This is a genomic window from Qipengyuania oceanensis, from assembly GCF_009827535.1.
Lineage (GTDB): Bacteria > Pseudomonadota > Alphaproteobacteria > Sphingomonadales > Sphingomonadaceae > Qipengyuania_C > Qipengyuania_C oceanensis.
The window spans coordinates 1,792,236-1,812,915 of the sequence record NZ_WTYN01000001.1 but is presented as its reverse complement, the minus strand read 5'-3'; the positions used below and the strand labels follow the sequence as shown (position 1 = coordinate 1,812,915).

At 64.5% G+C, this 20,680-nt stretch carries 23 protein-coding genes; 8 read left to right on the top strand and 15 right to left on the bottom strand.

All coding sequences use genetic code 11. The features are described from left to right. The 3 genes from GRI48_RS08750 to GRI48_RS08740 are packed head-to-tail and all read left to right on the top strand — an operon-like array spanning position 1 to position 2,124. The gene (locus GRI48_RS08750; RefSeq protein WP_160674168.1) at positions 1–696 is read left to right on the top strand and encodes a PIG-L deacetylase family protein; all 696 of its coding nucleotides are present in this window, start codon (positions 1–3) and stop codon (positions 694–696) included. 20 nt (positions 697–716) lie between these two features. Further along, complete coding sequence (locus GRI48_RS08745; RefSeq protein WP_160674165.1) at positions 717–1,280, top strand: sugar transferase; 564 nt, start codon at positions 717–719, stop codon at positions 1,278–1,280. Positions 1,281–1,335: 55 nt separating this feature from the next. Next, positions 1,336–2,124 (top strand): methionyl-tRNA formyltransferase, encoded by a 789-nt coding sequence (locus GRI48_RS08740; RefSeq protein WP_160674162.1) that lies wholly within the window; start codon positions 1,336–1,338, stop codon positions 2,122–2,124. Here the strand turns inward: GRI48_RS08740 and GRI48_RS08735 are convergent. Further along, the gene (locus GRI48_RS08735; RefSeq protein ID WP_160674159.1) at positions 2,114–3,322 is read right to left on the bottom strand and encodes a hypothetical protein; all 1,209 of its coding nucleotides are present in this window, start codon (positions 3,320–3,322) and stop codon (positions 2,114–2,116) included. The two genes, GRI48_RS08740 and GRI48_RS08735, sit on opposite strands and share 11 nt — an antisense overlap. A gap of 236 nt (positions 3,323–3,558) precedes the next feature. Here GRI48_RS08735 and GRI48_RS08730 point away from each other — a divergent pair, with 236 nt between their 5' ends. Together GRI48_RS08730 and GRI48_RS08725 are read left to right on the top strand one after the other, a co-directional pair. Then, positions 3,559–4,620: a UDP-glucuronic acid decarboxylase family protein gene (locus GRI48_RS08730; protein ID WP_160674156.1), complete on the top strand. Its 1,062-nt coding sequence runs from the start codon at positions 3,559–3,561 to the stop codon at positions 4,618–4,620. A 16-nt stretch (positions 4,621–4,636) separates the two neighbouring features. After that, complete coding sequence (locus GRI48_RS08725) at positions 4,637–5,638, top strand: NAD-dependent epimerase/dehydratase family protein (RefSeq protein WP_160674153.1); 1,002 nt, start codon at positions 4,637–4,639, stop codon at positions 5,636–5,638. Between the two features lie 3 nt (positions 5,639–5,641). Here the strand turns inward: GRI48_RS08725 and wecB are convergent, their stop codons facing one another. The 10 genes from wecB to GRI48_RS08675 form a co-directional block, all read right to left on the bottom strand. Further along, positions 5,642–6,775: a non-hydrolyzing UDP-N-acetylglucosamine 2-epimerase gene (gene wecB / locus GRI48_RS08720; protein ID WP_160674150.1), complete on the bottom strand. Its 1,134-nt coding sequence runs from the start codon at positions 6,773–6,775 to the stop codon at positions 5,642–5,644. Between the two features lie 85 nt (positions 6,776–6,860). Then, complete coding sequence (locus GRI48_RS08715) at positions 6,861–7,439, bottom strand: hypothetical protein (RefSeq protein WP_160674147.1); 579 nt, start codon at positions 7,437–7,439, stop codon at positions 6,861–6,863. Between the two features lie 121 nt (positions 7,440–7,560). Then, a complete protein-coding gene (locus GRI48_RS08710; RefSeq protein ID WP_160674144.1) occupies positions 7,561–8,085 on the bottom strand; it encodes a demethoxyubiquinone hydroxylase family protein in 525 nt (174 codons plus the stop codon). 1 nt (position 8,086) lies between these two features. Beyond that, a complete protein-coding gene (locus tag GRI48_RS08705; RefSeq protein WP_160674141.1) occupies positions 8,087–8,566 on the bottom strand; it encodes a disulfide bond formation protein B in 480 nt (159 codons plus the stop codon). Between the two features lie 3 nt (positions 8,567–8,569). Next, positions 8,570–9,907, bottom strand: coding sequence for a S41 family peptidase (locus GRI48_RS08700; RefSeq protein WP_160674138.1), 1,338 nt, complete (start codon positions 9,905–9,907; stop codon positions 8,570–8,572). A gap of 105 nt (positions 9,908–10,012) precedes the next feature. After that, positions 10,013–11,242, bottom strand: coding sequence for a murein hydrolase activator EnvC family protein (locus tag GRI48_RS08695; RefSeq protein ID WP_160674135.1), 1,230 nt, complete (start codon positions 11,240–11,242; stop codon positions 10,013–10,015). A gap of 3 nt (positions 11,243–11,245) precedes the next feature. Then, complete coding sequence (locus tag GRI48_RS08690; protein WP_160674132.1) at positions 11,246–11,668, bottom strand: 23S rRNA (pseudouridine(1915)-N(3))-methyltransferase RlmH; 423 nt, start codon at positions 11,666–11,668, stop codon at positions 11,246–11,248. A gap of 54 nt (positions 11,669–11,722) precedes the next feature. Then, positions 11,723–12,049 carry a ribosome silencing factor gene (gene rsfS / locus GRI48_RS08685; protein ID WP_160675596.1) on the bottom strand — a complete coding sequence of 109 codons (327 nt, stop codon included), beginning with the start codon at positions 12,047–12,049 and terminating at the stop codon, positions 11,723–11,725. A 156-nt stretch (positions 12,050–12,205) separates the two neighbouring features. Continuing rightward, positions 12,206–12,862 (bottom strand): nicotinate-nucleotide adenylyltransferase, encoded by a 657-nt coding sequence (locus GRI48_RS08680; RefSeq protein WP_160674129.1) that lies wholly within the window; start codon positions 12,860–12,862, stop codon positions 12,206–12,208. Between the two features lie 50 nt (positions 12,863–12,912). Continuing rightward, positions 12,913–14,190, bottom strand: a complete 1,278-nt coding sequence (locus tag GRI48_RS08675) for a glutamate-5-semialdehyde dehydrogenase (RefSeq protein WP_160674126.1) — start codon at positions 14,188–14,190, stop codon at positions 12,913–12,915. 332 nt (positions 14,191–14,522) lie between these two features. Between GRI48_RS08675 and GRI48_RS08670 the strand changes: the two genes are divergently transcribed. Both GRI48_RS08670 and GRI48_RS08665 read left to right on the top strand, forming a co-directional pair. Then, positions 14,523–15,608, top strand: a complete 1,086-nt coding sequence (locus tag GRI48_RS08670) for a M23 family metallopeptidase (RefSeq protein ID WP_160675593.1) — start codon at positions 14,523–14,525, stop codon at positions 15,606–15,608. 4 nt (positions 15,609–15,612) lie between these two features. Continuing rightward, positions 15,613–16,047 (top strand): polymer-forming cytoskeletal protein, encoded by a 435-nt coding sequence (locus tag GRI48_RS08665; RefSeq protein ID WP_202389204.1) that lies wholly within the window; start codon positions 15,613–15,615, stop codon positions 16,045–16,047. A 63-nt stretch (positions 16,048–16,110) separates the two neighbouring features. Here GRI48_RS08665 and GRI48_RS08660 read toward each other — a convergent pair whose 3' ends face one another. The 4 genes from GRI48_RS08660 to GRI48_RS08645 form a co-directional block, all read right to left on the bottom strand. Beyond that, entirely contained in the window at positions 16,111–17,805 is a 1,695-nt protein-coding gene (locus GRI48_RS08660) for a long-chain-fatty-acid--CoA ligase (protein ID WP_160674120.1), read from the bottom strand. Positions 17,806–17,861: 56 nt separating this feature from the next. Then, positions 17,862–18,578, bottom strand: coding sequence for a DUF1013 domain-containing protein (locus tag GRI48_RS08655; RefSeq protein ID WP_160674117.1), 717 nt, complete (start codon positions 18,576–18,578; stop codon positions 17,862–17,864). Between the two features lie 112 nt (positions 18,579–18,690). Next, on the bottom strand, positions 18,691–19,323 hold the full coding sequence (locus GRI48_RS08650; protein WP_160674114.1) for a glutathione S-transferase family protein: 633 nt from the start codon (positions 19,321–19,323) through the stop codon (positions 18,691–18,693). Then, positions 19,323–20,303, bottom strand: coding sequence for an NAD(P)H-quinone oxidoreductase (locus tag GRI48_RS08645; RefSeq protein WP_237451783.1), 981 nt, complete (start codon positions 20,301–20,303; stop codon positions 19,323–19,325). The genes GRI48_RS08650 and GRI48_RS08645 overlap by 1 nt, the downstream gene beginning before the upstream one ends. Positions 20,304–20,440: 137 nt before the next feature. On the opposite strand from GRI48_RS08645, the gene GRI48_RS08640 reads away from it, so the two are divergent. Then, the gene (locus GRI48_RS08640; protein ID WP_160674108.1) at positions 20,441–20,647 is read left to right on the top strand and encodes a DUF1192 domain-containing protein; all 207 of its coding nucleotides are present in this window, start codon (positions 20,441–20,443) and stop codon (positions 20,645–20,647) included. Positions 20,648–20,680: the final 33 nt, after the last annotated feature.

Genomic DNA, 20,680 nt, shown 5'->3' with positions numbered 1-20,680 from the left:
ATGGTCGAAGCACCGGTAAGAAACTTGGTGGTCGTCGCTCATCCCGACGATGAGGTCCTCGGCTTTGGTGCGACCGGTGCACAGTTGGCGAGCCAAGGAGAGCGAGTACATACGCTGCTGATGTGCTCAGGGGCCGATGCCCGCAACGCGCGACCGTCCGACGACGAACTTCGCGCGGACTGTCTGGCGGCGCACCGGCATTTGGGTTTTGAAGACCCATGCTTTGAGAACTTTCCGAATATCCGTTTCAACACGGTGCCGCATGTAGAACTGGTCCAAGCCATAGAAGAGCAGATCGCTGCAATCGATCCGCACCGTATTTTCACGCATTTTCCAGGCGACCTGAACGACGATCATGGGCATGTCGCCCGGGCCTGTCTTGCCGCAGCTAGATTGTCGCAGCGTCGGTCGGAGCCGCCTGGCGTGCGCGCAATCTATCTGATGGAAACGCAGTCATCCACGGACTGGTCGTTTCCGGCGGCTTCCGGCAGCTTCGCACCCGACACTTTTGTAGAGGTCGGAGCAAATCTCGATCGCAAAATCGAGGCTTTGGCCTGCTATCGTGGCGTCATGCGGGCTTACCCGCATTCCCGGAGCGAAAAAGCGATCCGTGCTTTGGCCACCGCCCGCGGTGCCCAGGCCGGCCTCGACCGCGCGGAAGCTTTCATGACGGCGCAGGCCATCGGTTTGAGGTGATGGTAGGTGCCTCTCGCAAAATGTACGAGGTCGGCAAGCGTGTCATCGATATTGCGGGGGCCTTGATAGCGCTGATAATCGCGACTCCGGTCGTGTTGGTTCTCGGCATGCTTATCAAGATATTCGATCCCGGCCCGGTAATCTTCACCCAAAAGCGTAGCGGCCGGTCCGGGCGGACGTTCAAATTCTACAAGCTCAGGTCACTTCCCGTCACGACAGGCGATATTCCCTCTGACCAATTAGGGGAGGTCCGGCTCCCGTGGATCTCCCGGTTCCTCAGGCGATCCAATTTGGACGAATTGCCACAGTTCTACAATGTACTGATCGGCGACATGTCTCTCATCGGCCCTCGCCCCGCGTTACCTACTCAGACCGAGCTGTTGCTCTTGAGAGAAGAAAACGGCGCGGCGCAACTGCGTCCGGGGCTTACTGGCTGGGCGCAGGTGAATGCCTATGACGGAATGCCCGTGACGAGAAAGGCGGAACTCGACGGTGAATATTATGCGAAAAGAAGTCTGCTGACCGATGCAAAGGTGATGTTGCGGACCTTCGCCTATCTCACCCGCCCGCCACCGAAATATTGAAGGAGAAATCGTGAGATACGGATTCGTGACCTGCGTGCAACTGGGACTGTCCTGCATGGAGGCCATCTACGATGCGGGCGCGAGTCTCGACGTGGCCATAACGCTGTCAGACGAGCGCGCGAAAACCAAGTCGGGCAGGGTCTACTTGGACCGGTTCTGCATAGACAACGGTGTCGACCTGATCAAAGTTGCCTCGATAAACGATCCGGCCACTATCGCGGCCATCGCGCGGTACGATTTGGACTACCTGTTCATTATCGGCTGGTCGCAGATCGCAAAGGCTGAGATTCTCGCTCTGCCACGTCTTGCTGCAATCGGGATGCATCCAACCTTGCTGCCTGAAGGCCGCGGCCGCGCGGCGATCCCATGGGCAATTCTCAAACGTCTAGAGCGGACAGGCGTGACGATGTTTCAACTCGATTCCGGAGTAGATACCGGGCCGATAATAGCGCAGGGGACCATACCACTTACCGATACAACTACGGCAACCGAACTATATCGATTGGTCGACCAGGCTCACGTCCATCTGATGAGACAGACGATCCCGAAATTGGAAGCGGGCACCGTTTCTCCGCTAAAGCAGGACGAAGCCGGGGCCACGGTTTGGGAGGGGCGCAAGCCCGAAGACGGCGAGATCGACCGCGACGGATCGGTCCACGACGCAGAATGCCTGGTACGAGCAGTGACGCACCCGTACCCGGGGGCATTCATTGTGCGCGATGATCATAAATTGATCATTTGGGCCGCTCGCATCGTGGAGCAACCGGGCGAAAATCCGGCTATTCGGTTTGCCGACGGATGGCTCGAACTCCTCGAAGTCGAGGAACGTCCCCTTACCGGGTGACCCGAGTTCCGCGAGCTTGCTCGGAGATCTCCAGCCTCGCATTTCCGCCGCGGACGACTACACCGGTGCTGCGACTGACTGCCAGGCGTTGCGCACCAATGCCTGCTCCCTCCACGATCGGCTGAGCGATGGAGATGTTTGAAGGCGGCCGGTGAGGATGCCCGATCATGAAGGCGGCGCTTTTGCTGGCGATCGCGCGCGGGCGCTCGAGCACCGTCGCATTGACCTGCTCGTCGATCCAGAAGCCGGTGTCGAAACCCGCTACCGAGATGTCGCGCAGAGTTCCGCCATGCTGATGATCCACCCTGACGCCACTGGTATGCGGTCGGGGGCGTAGCGATGTTCCCGATACATTCGAAATCGTCAGGTCTGTTTCGGCGATTGGGGCGAGGGTTGGGCGATAGCCGCGCTCGGCGGCCCGGCTAATGTTGTCCGCGTGACTGTTGGTTCTGATAAGGTGCCCGCCGTCGACAGCTTGCACATGCACATGCTGGATTACGGTTCCCCGGTGAGCCCGGCTCCGGTCGTTGCCCCGGGCGAATTCATAACCAAGATCGCCAGCTGTGTAAAAGATGGCTGATTCGGTGACGCGCTCGATGCGAATGTGTCTTGCAAGGATGTCGTGAGCGCCGGAAATGCGAAGGCCGAAGCTTCCATCACCGTGGCGCGACGGCTTGGTCAGCCTGCCAATCGTGAGGTTCTCGATAGTGATCGAGTGCGGATGCGCCGTCCAGCCGAGGCCACTACGATAAGCCTGCGCCGATCTCGCAACATCGCCGGATGAAATGGGGCCGATGAAGCCCCAATCGATCATGACGCCGCCTGCCATGCGGTCGGAATCTTCGATTGTCACAGTGTCTATAGAGCCATGATTCGCGCCGCCCATGATTGCAATCCCCGCAGCGCCCAACTGGGATCCGCCAACCATAACGCGCTTGTCGGAATGCAGGGTCATATTCTCGATCCGCCAGCCGGACGGAGCCTCGAAGCGAGATATTCTGGCGCTGGACGGGTTTTCGCCATACAGCGCGCCGACCAGGACAGGCGCGTGAATCGCAGCCTGACTGCCAGGCGTACCGCGAGAAAGCACTCGCACCGTGCCATTGCGCAGCGTTGCTCCCGACAGCAGCCTGACGCCAGCATCGTTGGTCCTCGTCAGCGTAATTACGAGCGTTGCACCTTGCAGGTCGAGTGTCACCCCGCGCGGTATGATCAAGCCGTGGCGAACAGCGATGTTCGAATTGCGCGTAATCCGCACGACAGGATCGCTTCCGCCCGACGCAGCGTCCAACCGGCTCTGAAGATCGGGGCTTTGCGCCGAAACCGCGGACGGGACAAGGCACGCCACGGCTGCGGCCAAAATCCTCATCACTAATCGCTGAAGCAATCCACGCATCGGAATACATTCACTTCTGTGAACTGAGCGAGGGCTGAATGGGTGTCGCTGCGGGCGATCGTGGTCGCTGGCGGAGAGCCAACTGGACAAGAATTGCCCCGATTCCTAAAGCGACGCGCACATCTTCTGGAGTTTTTATTTTGGCAAGGCTGGCTTTTGGGCGGCGGAGGGTCCTCGTGACCGGGGGCGCGGGTTTCTTGGGTTCCCATCTCATCGATCGGCTTCTCGAGCGAGGAGACGAAGTCCTGTGCGTCGATAACTTGTTCACCGGCGACAAGGCAAACATAGACCACCTCGCCGGCGAGCCGCGTTTCGAGTTCATGCGACATGACGTTTGCTTCCCGCTGTTTGTCGAGGTGGACGCAATATTCAATCTCGCCTGCCCGGCTTCGCCGATCCACTATCAGCACGACCCGGTCCAGACGACCAAGACCAGCGTACACGGAGCAATCAACATGCTCGGGCTGGCGAAGCGTCTCAAAGTCCCGATCTTCCAGGCGAGCACCAGCGAGGTCTATGGCGATCCTGCAATACACCCGCAGGAAGAAAGCTACTGGGGCAATGTCAATCCTATCGGCATCCGCAGTTGCTATGACGAAGGCAAGCGCTGCGCCGAAACTCTGTTTTTCGATTACCACCGGCAGCACGGCTTGGAGATCAAGGTCGCTCGCATTTTCAATACATACGGTCCGCGCATGCATGCGGCTGACGGGCGCGTCGTGTCGAATTTCATCGTGCAGGCCCTGCAAGGCGAGGACATTACGATCTTCGGCGATGGATCCCAGACGCGCAGTTTCTGCTATGTCGACGATCTCGTCCGCGGGTTCCTGGCGCTGATGGATACCGACCCGGACGTGACTGGGCCGATCAACCTCGGCAATCCGAACGAGTTCACCATTCGTGAACTGGCCGAGAAGGTCCTCGGCAAAGTTGGTGGAAAGTCGAAACTGGTCGAACGGCCGCTACCACAGGACGATCCGACGCAGCGCAAGCCCGATATCACAAAGGCGCGCGAAGTACTCGATTGGCAACCGACAATCGAGCTCGACGAGGGGCTCGACCGGACGGTCGCATATTTCCGCAAGGTAGTCGGAGAATGACACTATTGCGGGCGGCATGACCACCCTTGTCACTGGAGCAGCCGGTTTCATCGGTGCCGCGGTCTGCCGCGCGCTTGTGGCGCAGGGCGATACGGTGCTCGGGATCGACAATTTTGAACCCTATTACGACGTAGCGCTCAAGCAGGCGCGCGTCGCCGATATTCAAGCGGGTGCCGGCGGGGAAGGTTTCGCATTCGAGCGCTGCGACTTCTCCGATCGCGAGGCATTGGCGTCGTGCCTCGAAGGTCGCAGCATCGAGCGCATCGTTCACCTGGGCGCCCAGCCGGGCGTGCGTTATTCGATCGAGAATCCGCACGTCTATGCGACGGCAAATATCGTCGGGCATGTCAACATGCTCGAATATGCGCGGCACAACGCCATCGGGCACATGGTCTATGCAAGTTCGTCATCGGTTTACGGCGGTAACGAGAAAGTGCCATTCTCGGTCGAGGACCGGACGGACCACCCCGTCTCACTCTACGCCGCGACCAAGCGCGCCGACGAGCTGATCAGCGAAAGTTACGCCAGCCTCTACCGCTTGCCGCAGACGGGCCTGCGATTCTTCACGGTTTACGGGCCGTGGGGGCGGCCTGACATGATGCCCTGGCTGTTCACCAGCGCGATCCTGGAAGGACGGCCAATCCAGGTGTTCAACCACGGAAAGATGCAGCGCGACTTCACATATATCGACGATATCGTCGCCGGGGTGATTGCCTGTCTCGACCACCCGCCCGCGGACGATGGCGCGCAGAAGCCGGGCGGCAGCCACGCCCCGCACGCGATCTACAATATCGGCAACAACCGGTCCGAAGAGTTGATGAAGGTCATCGGGATCATCGAGGATGCCTGCGGTCGCAAGGCGGAGATCGAAATGCGCGGCATGCAGAAGGGCGATGTCGAGCGCACCTATGCCGACATTTCCGCGATGGAGCGTGACTTCGGCTATCGCCCGACGACCCCGGTCGAGACTGGCTTCCCCAAATTTGTCGCCTGGTATCGCGACTATCACGGCATCTGACGATCAGGCGATGAGTGCCGCCGCCAGCACATCGACGATCCGGCCGCTCGCCCTTCCGTCGCCATAGGGATTGTGCGCTTGCGCCATCGTCGCATGGGCAACAGGATCGTCGAGCAGCCGCGCGGTTTCGGCGACGATCCGATCGCTGTCGGTCCCGACCAGCCGGGCGGTTCCCGCCGCTATCCCCTCGAGCCGCTCGGTCGTCTCGCGCATGACCAGCACCGGCGTGCCCAATGCGGGCGCCTCTTCCTGGACGCCGCCGCTGTCGGTCAGAGCGAGATGAGCGCAATCGAGCAGCCGCACGAAATCGGGATATCCCAGCGGCTCGACCAGATGCACTTGATCGCGACACGACAGCGCGTCGAGAAAGCTTGACCGCACCGAGGGATTGGGGTGGAGCGGCAGCACGATCGCGACGTCGTTCCTGCTTGCAAGCTCGGCCAGCGCCGCTGCAATGCGCTCAACTCCGCCATCGAGATTCTCGCGCCGATGACAGGTCACCGCGATGATGCGGCGCCCATGACACGCCTGTTCGATCGCACTCATTCGCTCCGCCAGCGACGGCTGCCGGGCAAGCCTGGCGCGCATCCATAGAAGCGCATCGATGACCGTGTTGCCGGTGACGTGGACGGATTGCCGACGGACATTTTCCGCCAGCAGCGCGTCGCGCGCCGCATCGGTAGGAGCAAAATGCCAGTCAGCCACCGCCGCGATCGCCTTGCGATTGAATTCCTCGGGCCAGGGATGATGCATATTCCCGCTGCGCAGGCCCGCCTCGACATGCGCCACCGGGATCTGCCGGTAATGCGCGGCCAGCGCGCCGGCAAAGGCGCTGGTCGTATCGCCTTGCACGATCACGACGTCGGGGCGTTCGCGGTCGAGTACTTCCCCGATCGCCTCGATCAGCCTTGCGGTCAGCCTGTCGAGCGACTGGCCTGCGCACATCAGGCCCAGGTCGTGATCGGGCGTGATCCCGGCCAACGCGAGCACATCGGCAAGCATCCCCGCGTGCTGGCCGGTCGCGCACACCCGCGCGGCGAGACGACCATCCGCGCGCAGGGCGTGGATCAGCGGGAATAGCTTGATTGCTTCGGGGCGAGTGCCGACGACCGTCAGGATTTTCGGCTGCGACCCCATGGCCGGGGTCTGCCCCGCACCCGGAATTGCCGCCAGCGTGAAAGCGCGCCGTTACCGAGTTGTAATCTCCGGCCGGGCGATCTGCCTATTCGGCTTCGTCGGTGTTGGCCGTGTCGACCGGCTGGGCAACCGGGCCTTCCTCGCCAGGCAGCAGGCCCTCGCGCTCGCGCTCCAGCTTCTCCATGTAGGCCCGCTCGAGCGCCTCGACGTCGCGCTGCGTTTCCGCGGCATCCTCGTCGATCGTCGACAGGCGTTCCTGCCGCGCGTTCTCGATCAGCTGGCCGAAGCGGACATCGGAATTGTTCTCGCGATCGGCGTAGGCAGCATCGATCATTTCCTGCGTGCAACCGGTCACTCCCCCGGCGCCGACCGGGGAACACGACATCGTGCCGAACCTGCCCACCGTCTCGAGTTTCTCGACCCGTTCGGCCCATGCGACGTTAGCGGGCGAGCCGCTGGAACGCAGGGTCTCGGGGATGCGGTAGCGTTCGCTTTCCGCCTTGCGCGCACAAACGGTAATCTCGGTTTCGGTCGAGGCCGGGCAGTCATCGTCGCCGTAAATGATCACCATGTTGACCTTGTCGCCTGCATCGTCCTGGGCTGCTGCGGGCGCGGCAACGAACGCCAAAGCGGAGAGCGGGAGAAGGGAAAGGCTGCGGATCATTTCGGGTCTCTTTGTCTGTTCGCACCCAGTTAGGCGCGCTTTGCAGTGAATGCCAAGTGAAGCGTTTCCCTGGCGGGTTGCCTCTGGAAGCGATCGGGACCGGTCGGCAGTTCCTGGCCCGTCAGATCCGCTCCGCCAGCTTGATCGCGGCGCGGCAGCCCAGGCGGATCGCGCCTGCAAGGAGGGGATATGCGGGCGCACGCTCGGCCCCGGCGGCAAGCGCGGCATCGCGATGCTCCCGCTCGTCCTCGCGGAATTCCTCGATCATCGCAGCGAGTTCGGGATCGTCGCCATCGGCCTCGAGCTCGTCGAGCTGTTCGGAATAGTGGCGGTCGATCTCTTCCTCGACCGCCGCGGTGCAGGCCATCGCCGCCTCCGGCCCGATCAGCGCGGTCGCGACGCCGAGGCCATACCCCGCGATCGACCAGAAGGGTTGCAGGATCGTCGGGCGCACGCCGCGCTCGGCCATCAGGGCGTCGAACCGCGCGCGATGCCCTTCTTCCTGGCGCGCCATGGCGGCGATCTCGCCCGAATGCGGGCCGCGGTTGCCCATGACCGCCAGCTGGCCTTCGTAGATGCGGGTCGCACCGAATTCGCCGGCCTGGTCGACCCGGATCATGCGTTCGCGAGGGGTTTTGTAGGTCATGTCAGCCTTGCCTTGCGCTGCGTGAGAGGAGCCAGAGGATACCCAGCCCCGACGCTGTCGAGAACAGGAAGTTCCATCCCGCGAGCGAAATGCCGAACAGCGTCCAGGCCGGCGCGTCGCACCGGACCAGCGGCGCGTTCATGATTGCCTCGAGCGCGTCGGTCCCCGTGGTGTCCGCAGTCAGCGCGCAGCCGGTGATGCCTTCCCACCAGTGATACTCGACGCCCGCGTGGAACAGGCCGATCGCGCCCGAGACGAGGATGGCCAGCGCTGCCGCCGCCGTCCACATCCGCCTGGGCTGGGCGAAATTCGCCAGCAGCGCAAAGCCGAGCGCCGCGTAATGCGGGTAACGCTGCCACATGCACATCTCGCACGGGTAGAGACCGAAGCCGTATTGCGAAACCAGCGCCCCGCCCAGGAGCAGGGCCGGCGTTGCCAGCGCCAGCTGGCGAGCCAGTCTGGCCGAGGGATCTTCCGCCATCGGTCAGTTGCGCGAGGCCATGGTGCGGGGCGCGGTGCGGCGCAGCGTCTCCAGCGCATAGTGCAGCTGGAAATCGTCGATGCCTTCCTTCTCGAGTTGCTCCGCGGTCTTCTGGAACCGCGGATCCTCGCGCCGGTCGGCCTCCATCGCCTCGTCTTCCATGGCCAGCTCGTTGATCAAATGGCCGCGCAGGTCCGATTCGCGCATCTGGAATTTGGCCCGCTTGGCGAGATCGGGATCGGACAGCTGCGGCACCGCGATGTCCGGCTTGATTCCGCCCTCCTGCACCGAGTGGCCCGACGGGGTGTAATAACGGGCGGTAGTCAGCTTGAGCGCGGCGTTGTTGCCGAGCGGCAGGATCGACTGGACGCTTCCCTTGCCGAAGCTGCGCTCGCCCATGATAACCGCGCGGCGGTGGTCCTGCAGCGCCCCGGCGACGATCTCGGACGCGGACGCAGTACCGGCATCGATCAGCACGATCAGCGGCACGCCCTCCGCGATATCGCCACGGAACACGGTTTCGGCATCGTAAGCGAGATTTTCGCCCCGCGCGCGGCCGCGCTGCGAGACGATCCGCCCCTTGGTCAGGAACAGGTCCGACAGGCTCACCGCCTCTTCCAGCGCGCCGCCGGGATTGGAGCGCAGGTCGAGCACCAGCCCGTTCATGCGCCCGCTCGCCTGCTTCCGGAGCGCTTCCCAGGCGGTGTAGACATCGCTGCCGACGTCCCGCGAGAATTCGTTCACTGTTATCACGCCGATGTTGCCGGCCTGCAATTCATGGGTGACCGGCTCCAGTTCGATCACGCCGCGGGTCACGCGGACATCGAAGGGCTCGTCGCGGCCGGGGCGAAAGATCGTCAAGTTGATCGCCGAACCGGCGGGGCCGCGCATCCGGGTCACGGCTTCGTCGATGTCGCCGCCGTAGACCAGCTTGCCGTCGATATGCGTAATGAAGTCGCCGGCCTTGAGCCCCGCCTTCTCTGCCGGACTGCCGCGGAAAGGCGAGACGACCTTCACTGCGCCGTCTTCCATCACGACGGACAGGCCGAGGCCCGAATAATTGCCGTCGATCATCGTTTCGAGCCGCTGGAAGCCTGCACCGTCGAGATAGGCCGAATGCGGATCGAGCGAGGCGAGCATGCCGTCGATGGCGCCGCGAATCAGCTTCTCGTCGTCGACTTCCTCGACATAGCTGGACTTGATTCGCTCGTAAGTGGCGAAGAAACGCGCGAATTCCGGGCCGACCCGGCCATCGACTGCGGCAAAACCGGCTGTCGTGGCGGGAATCATCGCCACCGCGCTCACCAGCGCTGTTGCCCGGACCAAGTTCGCGAATTTCATCGTGTGCAGACCTTCCTGTTGCCGCCAGTCTATCGCGCCGGCGGGATGAATGCCAGATTGCCTTTGGCGAACGGCCATCAAGGCTCGACGGACGCCCTCGCCGAGCTAGCGGATGAGCGACAGGGGATTGGTCGGACGGCCATCCTTGCGCAGTTCCAGCCCGATCGCGGGATCGGCCTGCCCGGCGCGACCCAGCGGCGAACCGCCGACGACCTGCTCCCCGACCCGGGCATCGGTGCGCGCAAGACCGGTCACCACGCTCGTCCAGCCGCCACCGTGCTCGATGATCACGATTTTGCCATAGCCCCGGTAGGTGCCGGCGAACACGACACGCCCCGCTGCCGGGGCGACGACGACCGCGCCGGCTCTCGGTGCCAGCTTCACGCTCGTGCTGGGCAGGCTCGTTCCCGACCGCTCGCCGAACCCGGTCGCGATCCGTCCGGTGACGGGCAGGCGATATCCCGAGGGCGCCGATTGCGTCGGAGCATCGGGCGTCGGCAAGGCCATGCGCACCGTCGCGGGGCCGCCGCTACCGGGGCGCAGGACCGGTCCGGGCAAGGCGGCGAGGCGCGCGCGCAAGGCTCCTGCACGGTCGAATTCGCCGACCAGCGCGTCGAGGTCGCGCGCTTCTTCTGCGAGGGTGAAGGCGCGCTCCTGTTCGCGGCGGGCGGCAAGACCGGCCTGGCGACTGGCCATTCTCTCGCGCGCTTCGAGCGCCGCGAGACTCCGCCGTCGTTGGTCGAGCGTGCTTTCGGTCTCGCGCAGGGTCGCAAGCGCGGCGCTGGCTTCGCTGGCTAGCTTACGGCTGCGCGCGAGCTCGGCGCGCAGGCCGCTCGTCCGCCGCTGGATCTCCGGGACACTGGTCGCGAGCATGGCACGCACGTAGACCGCGTCCTTTAGGCTGCCCGGTTTCAGGGCGGACAGGGCGAGCGGGCGGCGGGCCATGCGCTGGAGCGCTGCCGTCAGCCGGAGGAGAGGCTGGCGCTTTTCGGCAAGGCCGAGATCGAGCGCGGCCTGCTGGTCCTGGATCAATGCCACGCGCACTTCGGCAGCGGTGATCGCGGCTTCGGCCTGCTGGATTCGTGCCGCGAGCGCCGCCCGTTCGCTGGCGGCCTTTTTCGCGGCCTCCTCCGCCCGCTCCGCCTGCTTCTCGAGCGTCTGGGCACGCAGGCCCGCGGCCCGCCGATCGGCTTCCGCCTGGTCGAGCGCGGCTCGGGCGTCGGACCTGGTCACACTGGGGGATGGCGTCTGCGCGTCGATACGACCGGCCGCCAATGCGGCTGCGCCAAGGACCACGCAGGTTGCGGCCACGGCAGCGAGCGGAGCGGCGCGCATGGCCTAGCCCGCCCTGTGATAGGGGTGGTTGGCGATGATCGTCGTCGCCCGGTAGAGCTGTTCCAGCAGCATCGCGCGTGCCAGCAGGTGCGGCCAGGTCGCCTTGCCGAAGCTGAATAGCAGGTCGGCTGCCGCCCGCTCCTCGTCCGAGTGACCGTCGGCGGCACCGATCAGGAACCGGGTTTCGCGCACGCCCGCGTCACGCCAGCGCTCCAGCTTGGCGGCGAAATCCTCGCTGCCGAGCGCATCGCCGCGCTCGTCGAGCAGGACCGTGCGCGAAGGCATCTGTGATTCGGGAATGCGTCCGCCCGTTTCGGGCAATTCGGTCAGCCGGACTGGCCAGCCGATCCGCTTTTCGTATCGTGCAACGAGCTCCGCCTCGGGGGAGCGGCCGATCTTTCCGCGCGCGATCACATGCAGCAGCATGGCGCGCTTCTAGCCCCCGGCACGCGGCTTAGGAACCCGCGCACCGCGATTTGTTCAGCCGTTGCCGGTCACAGGCGGGGCGTCTCCGAAGGCCCACATGCGTTCCAGGTTGTAGAAGCTGCGGACTTCCGGACGGAACAGGTGGACGACCACGTCGCCCGCGTCGATCAGCACCCAGTCTGCGGCCGGCAGGCCTTCGAGCCGGACCGGACCGAAACCCGCCTGCTTGATCTTTTCGGCGAGCTTCTGCGCCATCGAGGCGACCTGCCGGGTCGACCGGCCGGAAGCGATGATCATGTGGTCGGCAATGCTCGACTTGCCTTCGAGCGGGATGGTCACGACATCCTGCGCCTGGTCGTCGTCGAGCTGCGCCAGGACCATGGCGAGCACGTCGTCGGACGGTTTGCCGTTACTCGACAGGGCGAGTCCGGCCGTTTGCGATGCGGCGGGTGCCGCAGAGGTTTGCGCCTGGTTCATAGGCGTGTGCACTACTCCAATCTGCATTGATGAAAGCTGACGGCGGGCGCAGGGCGAGGTTCACGCCGGACGATCTCCGTCCGGATCGATGCGCCTGTGCGTCAGCTGGTCTCGCACCGTGCCGGTAGCGTATCGTTCCGCCCAATCGGGATCGCCGCGGCGGATAGCCGTTGCGGACCGGGGGTCGGGATCGAAACGCAGGATCACCAGGCTCGGCGCACTCCATTCGCCCCGTTTCCGAAATCCGGCGAGCGGTACACGAAAACGACCGAGCCAGGCCATCGCGGGGCTTGCGACAGCCTGGGCATCATACCCGGGCCGGGCGATGACCGCAATCGGCATCGTCCGAGCGATACAGCGCCAGTCTTTCCAGCGATGAAATTGCAACAGGTTGTCCGAACCCATCAGCCAGACGAACTCGGTGTCGGCATAGCGCCGGGCAAGCGAGCGCAGCGTGTCGACGGTGTAGGGCGACCCGAACTCGCGCTCGATCGCGGTCACCACGATCGGCGCACGGCGCGCCCGCTTCTGCGCCGCCTTCATCCGCGCGAACAGCGATGCCATGCCTTTCTTCGGCTTGAGCGGGTTGCCCGGGGAAACCAGCCACCACACCTCGTCCAGCCCCAGCGCATCGCGCGCGAAGAGCGAAATGCGCCGGTGCCCGCCATGCGCAGGATTGAAGCTCCCACCCAGAAGACCGACCCGCCTACGAGCCAAATCGGTTCTCGGCAGAGGCCCTTGACACCATCGCGGCTAGAAGCCGCATGTCACGGGCGGGTCTGGCCGTCGCCATGGACGAGCCACTTGTATGTCGTCAGCCCCTCCAGCGCGACGGGGCCGCGCGCGTGCAGGCGGCCCGTTGCGATGCCGATTTCGGCGCCCAGGCCGAACTCGCCGCCATCGGCGAACTGGCTGGAGGCGTTGCGCATCACGATGGCCGAATCGACTTCGGCCATGAACTGCTGCGCGGCGGCATCGTCTTCGGTCACGATGACATCGGTGTGGTGCGAACCGTGCGCCTCGATATGGGCGATCGCTTCGTCGAGACCATCGACGATCTTCACAGAGAGGATCGCGTCGAGATATTCGGTGTCCCAGTCATCTTCGCTGGCCGGGGCGACCCGGGAATCGAGTGCACGCGCACGACCATCGCCGCGCAGTTCGCAACCCTTGTCGGCGATCGCGGCCAGGACGTCCGCCGCTCCGTCGAACTGCGCATCGATCAGCAGGGTCTCCATCGCGCCGCAAATACCCGTTCGGCGCAGCTTGGCGTTGACCGCGATGTCGCGGGCCTTGGCCGGATCGGCCGCCGAATGGACATAGGTGTGGCACAAGCCATCGAGGTGCGCGAGCACGGGCACCCGCGCTTCGTTCTGGACGCGCTCGACCAGGCTCTTGCCGCCGCGCGGGATCACCATGTCGATCAGGCCGGCTGCCTTGAGCATCGCGCCGACCGCTGCCCGGTCCTGCGTCGGCAGGATCTGCACTGCCGCTGCAGGTACACCCGCGCTCTCGAGCCCGGCGACCATCGCCTGGTGGATCGCGCGGTTCGAATGCACCGCCTCGGTGCCGCCGCGCAGAAGCACGGCGTTGCCCGCGCGAACGCACAATGCCGCTGCATCCGCAGTCACGTTCGGACGGCTTTCGTAGATGATCCCGAGCAGGCCGACCGGAATGCGAACCCGCGTCATCACCAGGGCGTTGGGTTGAGTGTTGCGGTCGATCTCCTCGCCCACCGGGTCCGGCAGGTCGGCGACGGCATCGACGGCCGAGGCGACGCCTTCCAGCCGCTCCGGATCGAGCCGCAAGCGGTCGAGCATCGCGCCGGTCAGCCCACGCTCCTCGCCCGATGCCACGTCCTTCGCATTGGCATCGAGGATCGCGGTCTTGCGCGCGCGCAGTTCGTCTGCGGCGGCGTGGAGCGCTGCCGCTTTCTGCTCGGAGCTCATCGCGGCGAGCTTGCGCTGAGCCGCGCGACCGTCCTTTGCGAGGTCGGCGACGAGCTTGGTGAAATCTGTGTCGAGTTGGGGGTCTGCTTCAGCCATGCGACGTCTCTAACAGGCAGAAGCCACGCTGTCAGCCGCAGGCTCGGCAAGGATAGAGCGGCGGGAGAATCGGCGCGCTAAACGCAGATTCACATGATTCGTTTCAACCGAAACCGAAAAATGTGAATGTTCACGCTCGACTCGTCCCGGGAGTCCGTCGACTCGACCCTTTTACCAATTCCGTCCAATCGACCTTTAACCAGGCACTTGGTAGCTCGCCCTCCACGGGATCGATAAAACAGTACCGACGAGGGGTCGTTTTGCTCAACAAATTGACAGCCGGCAGGCTCGCAGACCGCCTGCAACGCTGGTTTCCCGAGCGCGAATTCATCATGCGCTCGCAAGGCCAGGTCCGCTTCATCAAAATTTCCTCCAAGCTGCAGAAGCGGGCCGCGGCGCTCGCCGTGCTGGCCTTGGTGGCCTGGGCCGTGACAATGGCCGGCATGGCATGGTCGCAGTACCGCGCCGAGGCGGACCGCTATTCGCTGCTCGCACGCGAAGCGAAGGTCGCCACCGCGGAAGAGCGTGTCTCTGCCTATCGCAACGACATCGACGCGGTCGCCACCGACCTCGTCAAGCGCCAGCAGTTCATCGAGGACATGGTCGATGCCCTGCCCGCCGATGCGAAGACGAACGAGACGATTTCGGACAGCACTACCGAGACGACTGCAACGGTCGACAAGGTCAGTGCCGCCATCCCCGAGGCAAGTGCGCTGGCCCAGATCGAGGCGCGCCAGATCGCTTTCGTCGAGAAGCTGACCCGCTATGCCGACCGCCGGGCGGAACGCACAGCCCAGGCGCTCCGCAAGCTCGGCCTCGATCCGAACGTGATGATGCGCGCTGCCGACCGGCAGGCGATGGGTGGTCCGCTGGAAAAGCTCAACATCGGGCGCACGGGCAAGGTCGATCCGCGGTTCGAGCGGCTGGGCCTCAGCCTCGCGCGGATGGCCGCTCTCGAGCAGGGTCTCGAAGGCATCCCCCAGGTCGCACCGGCCAATGTGGCGATGGTGACGTCGAGCTACGGCTACCGCCGCGACCCGTTCACCGGCGCCGGCGCGATGCATTACGGCCTCGACTTCCGAGGCCCGATCGGCAGCCCGATCTATGCCGCCGCCAAGGGCAAGGTGACTTTCGTCGGGCGCAAGTCGGGTTACGGCAACGTCGTCGAGATCACGCACGGCAACGGCCTGATGACCCGCTACGCCCACATGTCGAAATTTGCCGCCCGGCGCGGCCAGACCGTCGATGCCGGAACCGTGATCGGCGCCATCGGCAGCACCGGCCGATCGACCGGACCGCACCTCCATTTCGAGCTGCGCATCAACAATCGCGCGGTCAATCCGCGCCCATTCCTGGAGAGTGCACCCGATGTTCTCAAAGAAGCCCGCGGATTCTCCGCACCCGAGCGTAGGAGCTGATCCCATGGCCATGAATAACCATTCCAACTCGACCTTTTCCGTGATCGGTTCGGACGTCACCATAAAGGGCGACATCTCGGCCAGCGCCGACCTCCATGTCGACGGCACGATCGAAGGCGACATCGCCTGCTCCTCGCTGGTCCAGGGCGAATCGAGCAAGATCTCCGGCTCGATCGAGGCGGAAACCGCCCGGCTTTCCGGATCGGTCGAAGGCTCCATCAATGCCCGCGAACTGGTGATCCTGAAGACCGCCCGGATCGACGGCGACGTGCATTACGATGCGCTGACCATCGAACAGGGTGCGCAGGTCGAAGGGCGCTTTGCCAATCGCAAGCCCAAGCAGGCCCAGAACCAGGCGAAGGCTCCGGCGGGCGATGCAGCCGGCAAGGACGGCACGAACCCCGACGGCAGCGAGCCCAAGCTCAGCCTCGCCGGCTGATCGGCCTCACATTCGTTACAGGAAGAAGGGCGTGCCGCGAGGCGCGCCCTTTTCCTTTGTCCGCTACGCTTCTTCGCCGAGGATCTCGGCTTTCAGCGCCTTGCGATCGAGCTTGCCGATCATCGTCTTGGGAAGGATCTCGCGCACGGTCACGCCGGACACCCGTTCATGCTTGCCGACGCGTGCATTGAGCCACTGGGCCAGCTGTTCGCCCGTTTCCTCCGCGCCATCGTTGAGCGTGACGTAGGCTGCCGGATATTCGCCGTGATAATTGTCCGGCAGGCCGAGCACGAGCGCTTCCTTGACTGACGGGTGCTCCAGCAGCACCTTTTCGACCTCGCTCGGGAATACCTTGAAGCCGCCGACCGCGATCATGTCCTTGATCCGGTCCACGATCTGCAGGAACCCCTCGCCGTCGACCGTCGCGACATCGCCCGTTCGCAGCCAGGTCTTGCCCTCGTGCTCTATGAACACCTGAGCGCTGGCTTCCGGCCGGTTCCAGTAACCCTGCATGATCTGGGGGCCGTGGATAGCCAGCTCGCCCGGCTCGCCATCGGGCGCGCACCGGGTCTCGTCCTCCTTGTCGAGCAGCAGGATTTCGGTCCCCATCACGACCTGGCCGATCGTGCCGGGTTTGCGATGCCCGGCATAAGGGTTGGCAGAGACCACGCCCGAACTCTCGGTCAGGCCATAGCCCTCTACGAGCCGCACACCGGTTCGGCTCTCCCACTTCTCGCGCACCGGTGCAGGCAGCGGCGCACCGCCGGAAATGCACACCTTGAGCGAGGACAGGTCGGTCGAATCGAGCTTAGGGTGGTCGAGCAACGCCTGGAACATGGTCGGCACGCCGGGAAAACCGGTTGCTCCGGTCTTCTCGATCGTGGCCAGCACCTGCCCCGCATCGAAGCGCGGGACGATGGCGATCGCGCCGCCGGTCACGACCGCGTGGTTGAGCAGCGCGGTATTGGCGAAGACGTGGAACATCGGCAGCGCGCCCATGAAGATCTCGCTCTCGGGCGCGCCGAACGGGTTGAGCCCGGCGACCTGCTGCGCGTTGATCGACAGGTTGGCATGGCTGAGCATGGCGCCTTTCGGGGTGCCGGTCGTCCCGCCGGTGTACTGCAGCAAAGCGATGTCTTCGGGTTCGAGGTCGACCGGGCGCACGTCCGGGCTGCGGGTGGCGACGCAATCCGACCAGCGGACGACGCCATAACCGTGTTCGACCCGCGCGATATCGCTGCGCTTCAGGAGCTTCATCCCGATGCGCTTGAGCGTCGGGAGCATGGCGGCAAGTTCGCCGACGATCAGCGTTTCCAGCTGCGAACCGTCGAGCACCTTCTTGGCTGTCTGATAAAGCGCCGGCACGTCGACCGTTACGAGAATCCTCGTCCCCGAATCGGCGACCTGGGCGCGCAATTCCTCGACCGTGTACAGCGGCGAGAAATTCACCACCGTGGCTCCCGCCATCATCGCCCCGTAATAGGCGGAAACGTAGATCGGCACATTGGGCAGGAACAGGCCGACCCGGTCGCCCTTCTCGATCCCGCGCGCGAGCAAGTCCGCCGCGAAGGCTTGCGCCTCGGCATAGAGGTCGGCGTAACTGTAGTCGCGCCCCATGAACGCGAGCAGCCGCTTGCCGCTCGCCCGTGAAACCGTTCGGGCAAACATTTCCGGGAGTGTCATGGGCGAAAAATGCGTCGCCCACGGAACCGGATGGCCATAGGTCGCGGGTGAAGGATGTGCCTTGCTGACATTCATGTCAGCAGGATGCAGCATTCCCTTGGAAAGGCAAGCGAATAGGCTGGCCCCTGGCCTCAGGCCGGATCGGTCGCCTCGCCGGCCTCTTCGGCACGCTTGTTCTCGAGCCAGGCAGCCGCTTCGGCTTCCTGCGCAGCCTCGGCAGCGGCCTTCTCGTTGGCATCGCGTTCGGCGCGCAATTCGGCGATCAGCTTCTCGCGATCGGTGCCCGCCTCGACCGGCGCCGCTTCTTCGGTTTCGCTCGTGCCTGCCTTCTTGGCAGCCTTGGCGACGACCGCGTCGAGCTCGCGCTGCGAACACAGGCCCAGCGTCACCGGATCCTTGGGCTGGATGTTCTGGATGTTCCAGTGCGTCCGCTCGCGAATCGCGCCGATGGTGTTGCGCGTCGTGCCGATCAGCTTGGAAATCTGTGCATCAGAAACTTCGGGATGGTTGCGCAGCAACCAGGCGATCCCGTCGGGCTTGTCCTGACGCTTGGAAACCGGCGTGTAGCGCGGACCCTTGGTGCGGGTGACTTCGACCGGGGCCTTCTGCATCTTGAGCGAATATTCGCTATCGCCCTCGCCGCGCGCGATTTCCTCCAGCGTGAGTTCGCCGGCGTGGACGGGGTCGCGGCCGGTGTACTTGCTGCTGGCCAGATCGTCCGCCATCGCCTGGACCTCGAGGATGTGGATGCCGCAGAAGGCGGCGATCTGCTCGAAGGTCAGGCCGGTGTTGTCGACCAGCCAGGTGGCGGTAGCATGCGGCATCAGAGGGGTGGGTTGATTGGCCATGGATCGGTCCTGAAATCGGCTTGAAAATGTAAAGGGCCGCCCCTTGCGGAGCGGCCGTTGCCCCGACGATCTAGGTCAAAGCACGTCGCCGCGCAAGGATTCATGCCGCCGGTCAGTCGAAGGCTATCGCGCCCTTGCTGGCCTCCACCCGCTCGATCCATGCCCGGATCGCATCGCAGGACGAAAGGTCAAAGCCCCCCTCCGCCGCAGCCGAAGTATAGGGATAGAGCGCGATATCGGCGAGCGTGATGGAATTGCCGACGAACCAGTCGCGCGTCGCCAGATGGCCGTTCATCACCCGCAGCGCCTCCTCGCCCGCAAGATGCTTCGGCATCAGTTGCGCGCGCTGGTGGTCCGACAGCTTGTCCTTGCCCACGAAACGGAGCCAGAAGCGCAAGGTCGCGACGTTGGGTTCGTGGCTGTACTGTTCGAAGAACATCCAGCGGAGCATGTCGGCCCGCTCGAACCGGTCATCCGGGATCAGCGCGCTGCCGTCGGCGAGGTACCAGCAAGCCGCATTGCTTTCGGGCAGGAACCGCGTCGAACCGTCCTCGCAGTCGATCTGCAGCACGGGGATCCGGCCGTTCGAATTGACCCGGGCGAGGAATTCCTCGGTCCGCGTCTCTCCGGCCATGATATCGTATTGCCTGCGCTCCAGCGGCAGGCCGAGCAAAGCTGCGGTGAGGGCGATCTTGAAGCAGTTGCCGCTGCGCGGGTCCTCGTGAAGCGTGTATCGCTCCGCCATCAGCCGACCTCCAGCACGATCTTGCCGATATGGTCGCCGGCTTCCATCCGCGCGTGAGCGGCGGACACATCGGACAGCGCGAAGATCTTGTCCATGACGGGGCGAATGTCGCCGTTTTCGAACAATGGCCAGGCCGTGCGCGCGATCTCGTCGGCGAGCGCGGCCTTGAACGCGTCGGTGCGCGGGCGCAGGGTCGATCCGGTTAGCGTGAGGCGACGGCTCATGACGACGGCCATGTTGATTTCCGCCTTGGGTCCGCCCAGCACCGCGATCGTCACGTGACGCCCGCTTTCGGCAAGGCATTTCATGTTGCGCGCGACGTAATCGCCCGAAACCATGTCGAGCACGACTTCCACACCGTTGCCCCCGGTGATCCGCTCCACTTCCTCGACGAAATCCTGCGTCTTGTAGTTGATCGCGTGATCGGCCCCGACCTTGCGCGCCTCGGCGCACTTCTCGTCGTCGCCGCAGGTCACGATCACGTCGAGCCCGAAGGCCTTGGCGAGCATGATCGCCATCGTGCCGATCCCGCTGGTCCCGCCGTGGACCAGCAGCGTCTCGCCTTCGGCGGCCATCCCGCGTTCGAAGACGTTGTGCCAGACCGTGAACAGAGTCTCGGGAATCGCCGCGGCCTCGTCCAGCGCCATTCCTGCAGGCACGGGTAGGCAATGCCGGAAATGGGCGAGGCAGTATTCGGCATAGCCGCCGCCGGAGACGAGCGCGCAGACCTTCTGGCCGAGCAGCGCTTCGGGCGAGCCCTTGCCCAGCGCGACGACTTCGCCCGATATCTCGAGGCCCGGGATCGGCGAGGCGCCCGGCGGGGGCGGGTAGAAGCCCTGCCGCTGGATGACGTCGGGGCGGTTGACCCCGGCATGGCTGACCCGGATCAGCACCTGGTCTTCTCCCGGCTGCGGAACCGGCAGCGTTTCGGCGCGGAATACCTCCGGCCCGCCGGGTTCGTCGAACCCCATCGCAGTCATCGTATCCGGCAGAACTTGACCCATTGCAAAACCCCCTGTCGCGGTGTGGCTGCCGGGTGACAGCGCCATCGCAACTGCGGACAACTAGCCAGCGCTCCCATTGACAGCAAGCCGCCACAGGCGCGAACATCACTCGTATGGATGAAGACGACCGTCCACGCCCGAGAGGAGATGCCGCGAGCAAGCTCGCCGGCGAAGACCTCTCGCCTTATTCGGTCGACGAGCTGGGCGAGCGGATCGAGCTGCTCGAAGCGGAGATCGAGCGGGTCCGCGACCATCGCGAAAGGGCCAGCTCCCATCGCGCCGCAGCGGATGCCCTGTTCGGCAGGAAATCAGGGTCGTGACCCGCCACCGCCCCTACACATTGCGGGGCGGCT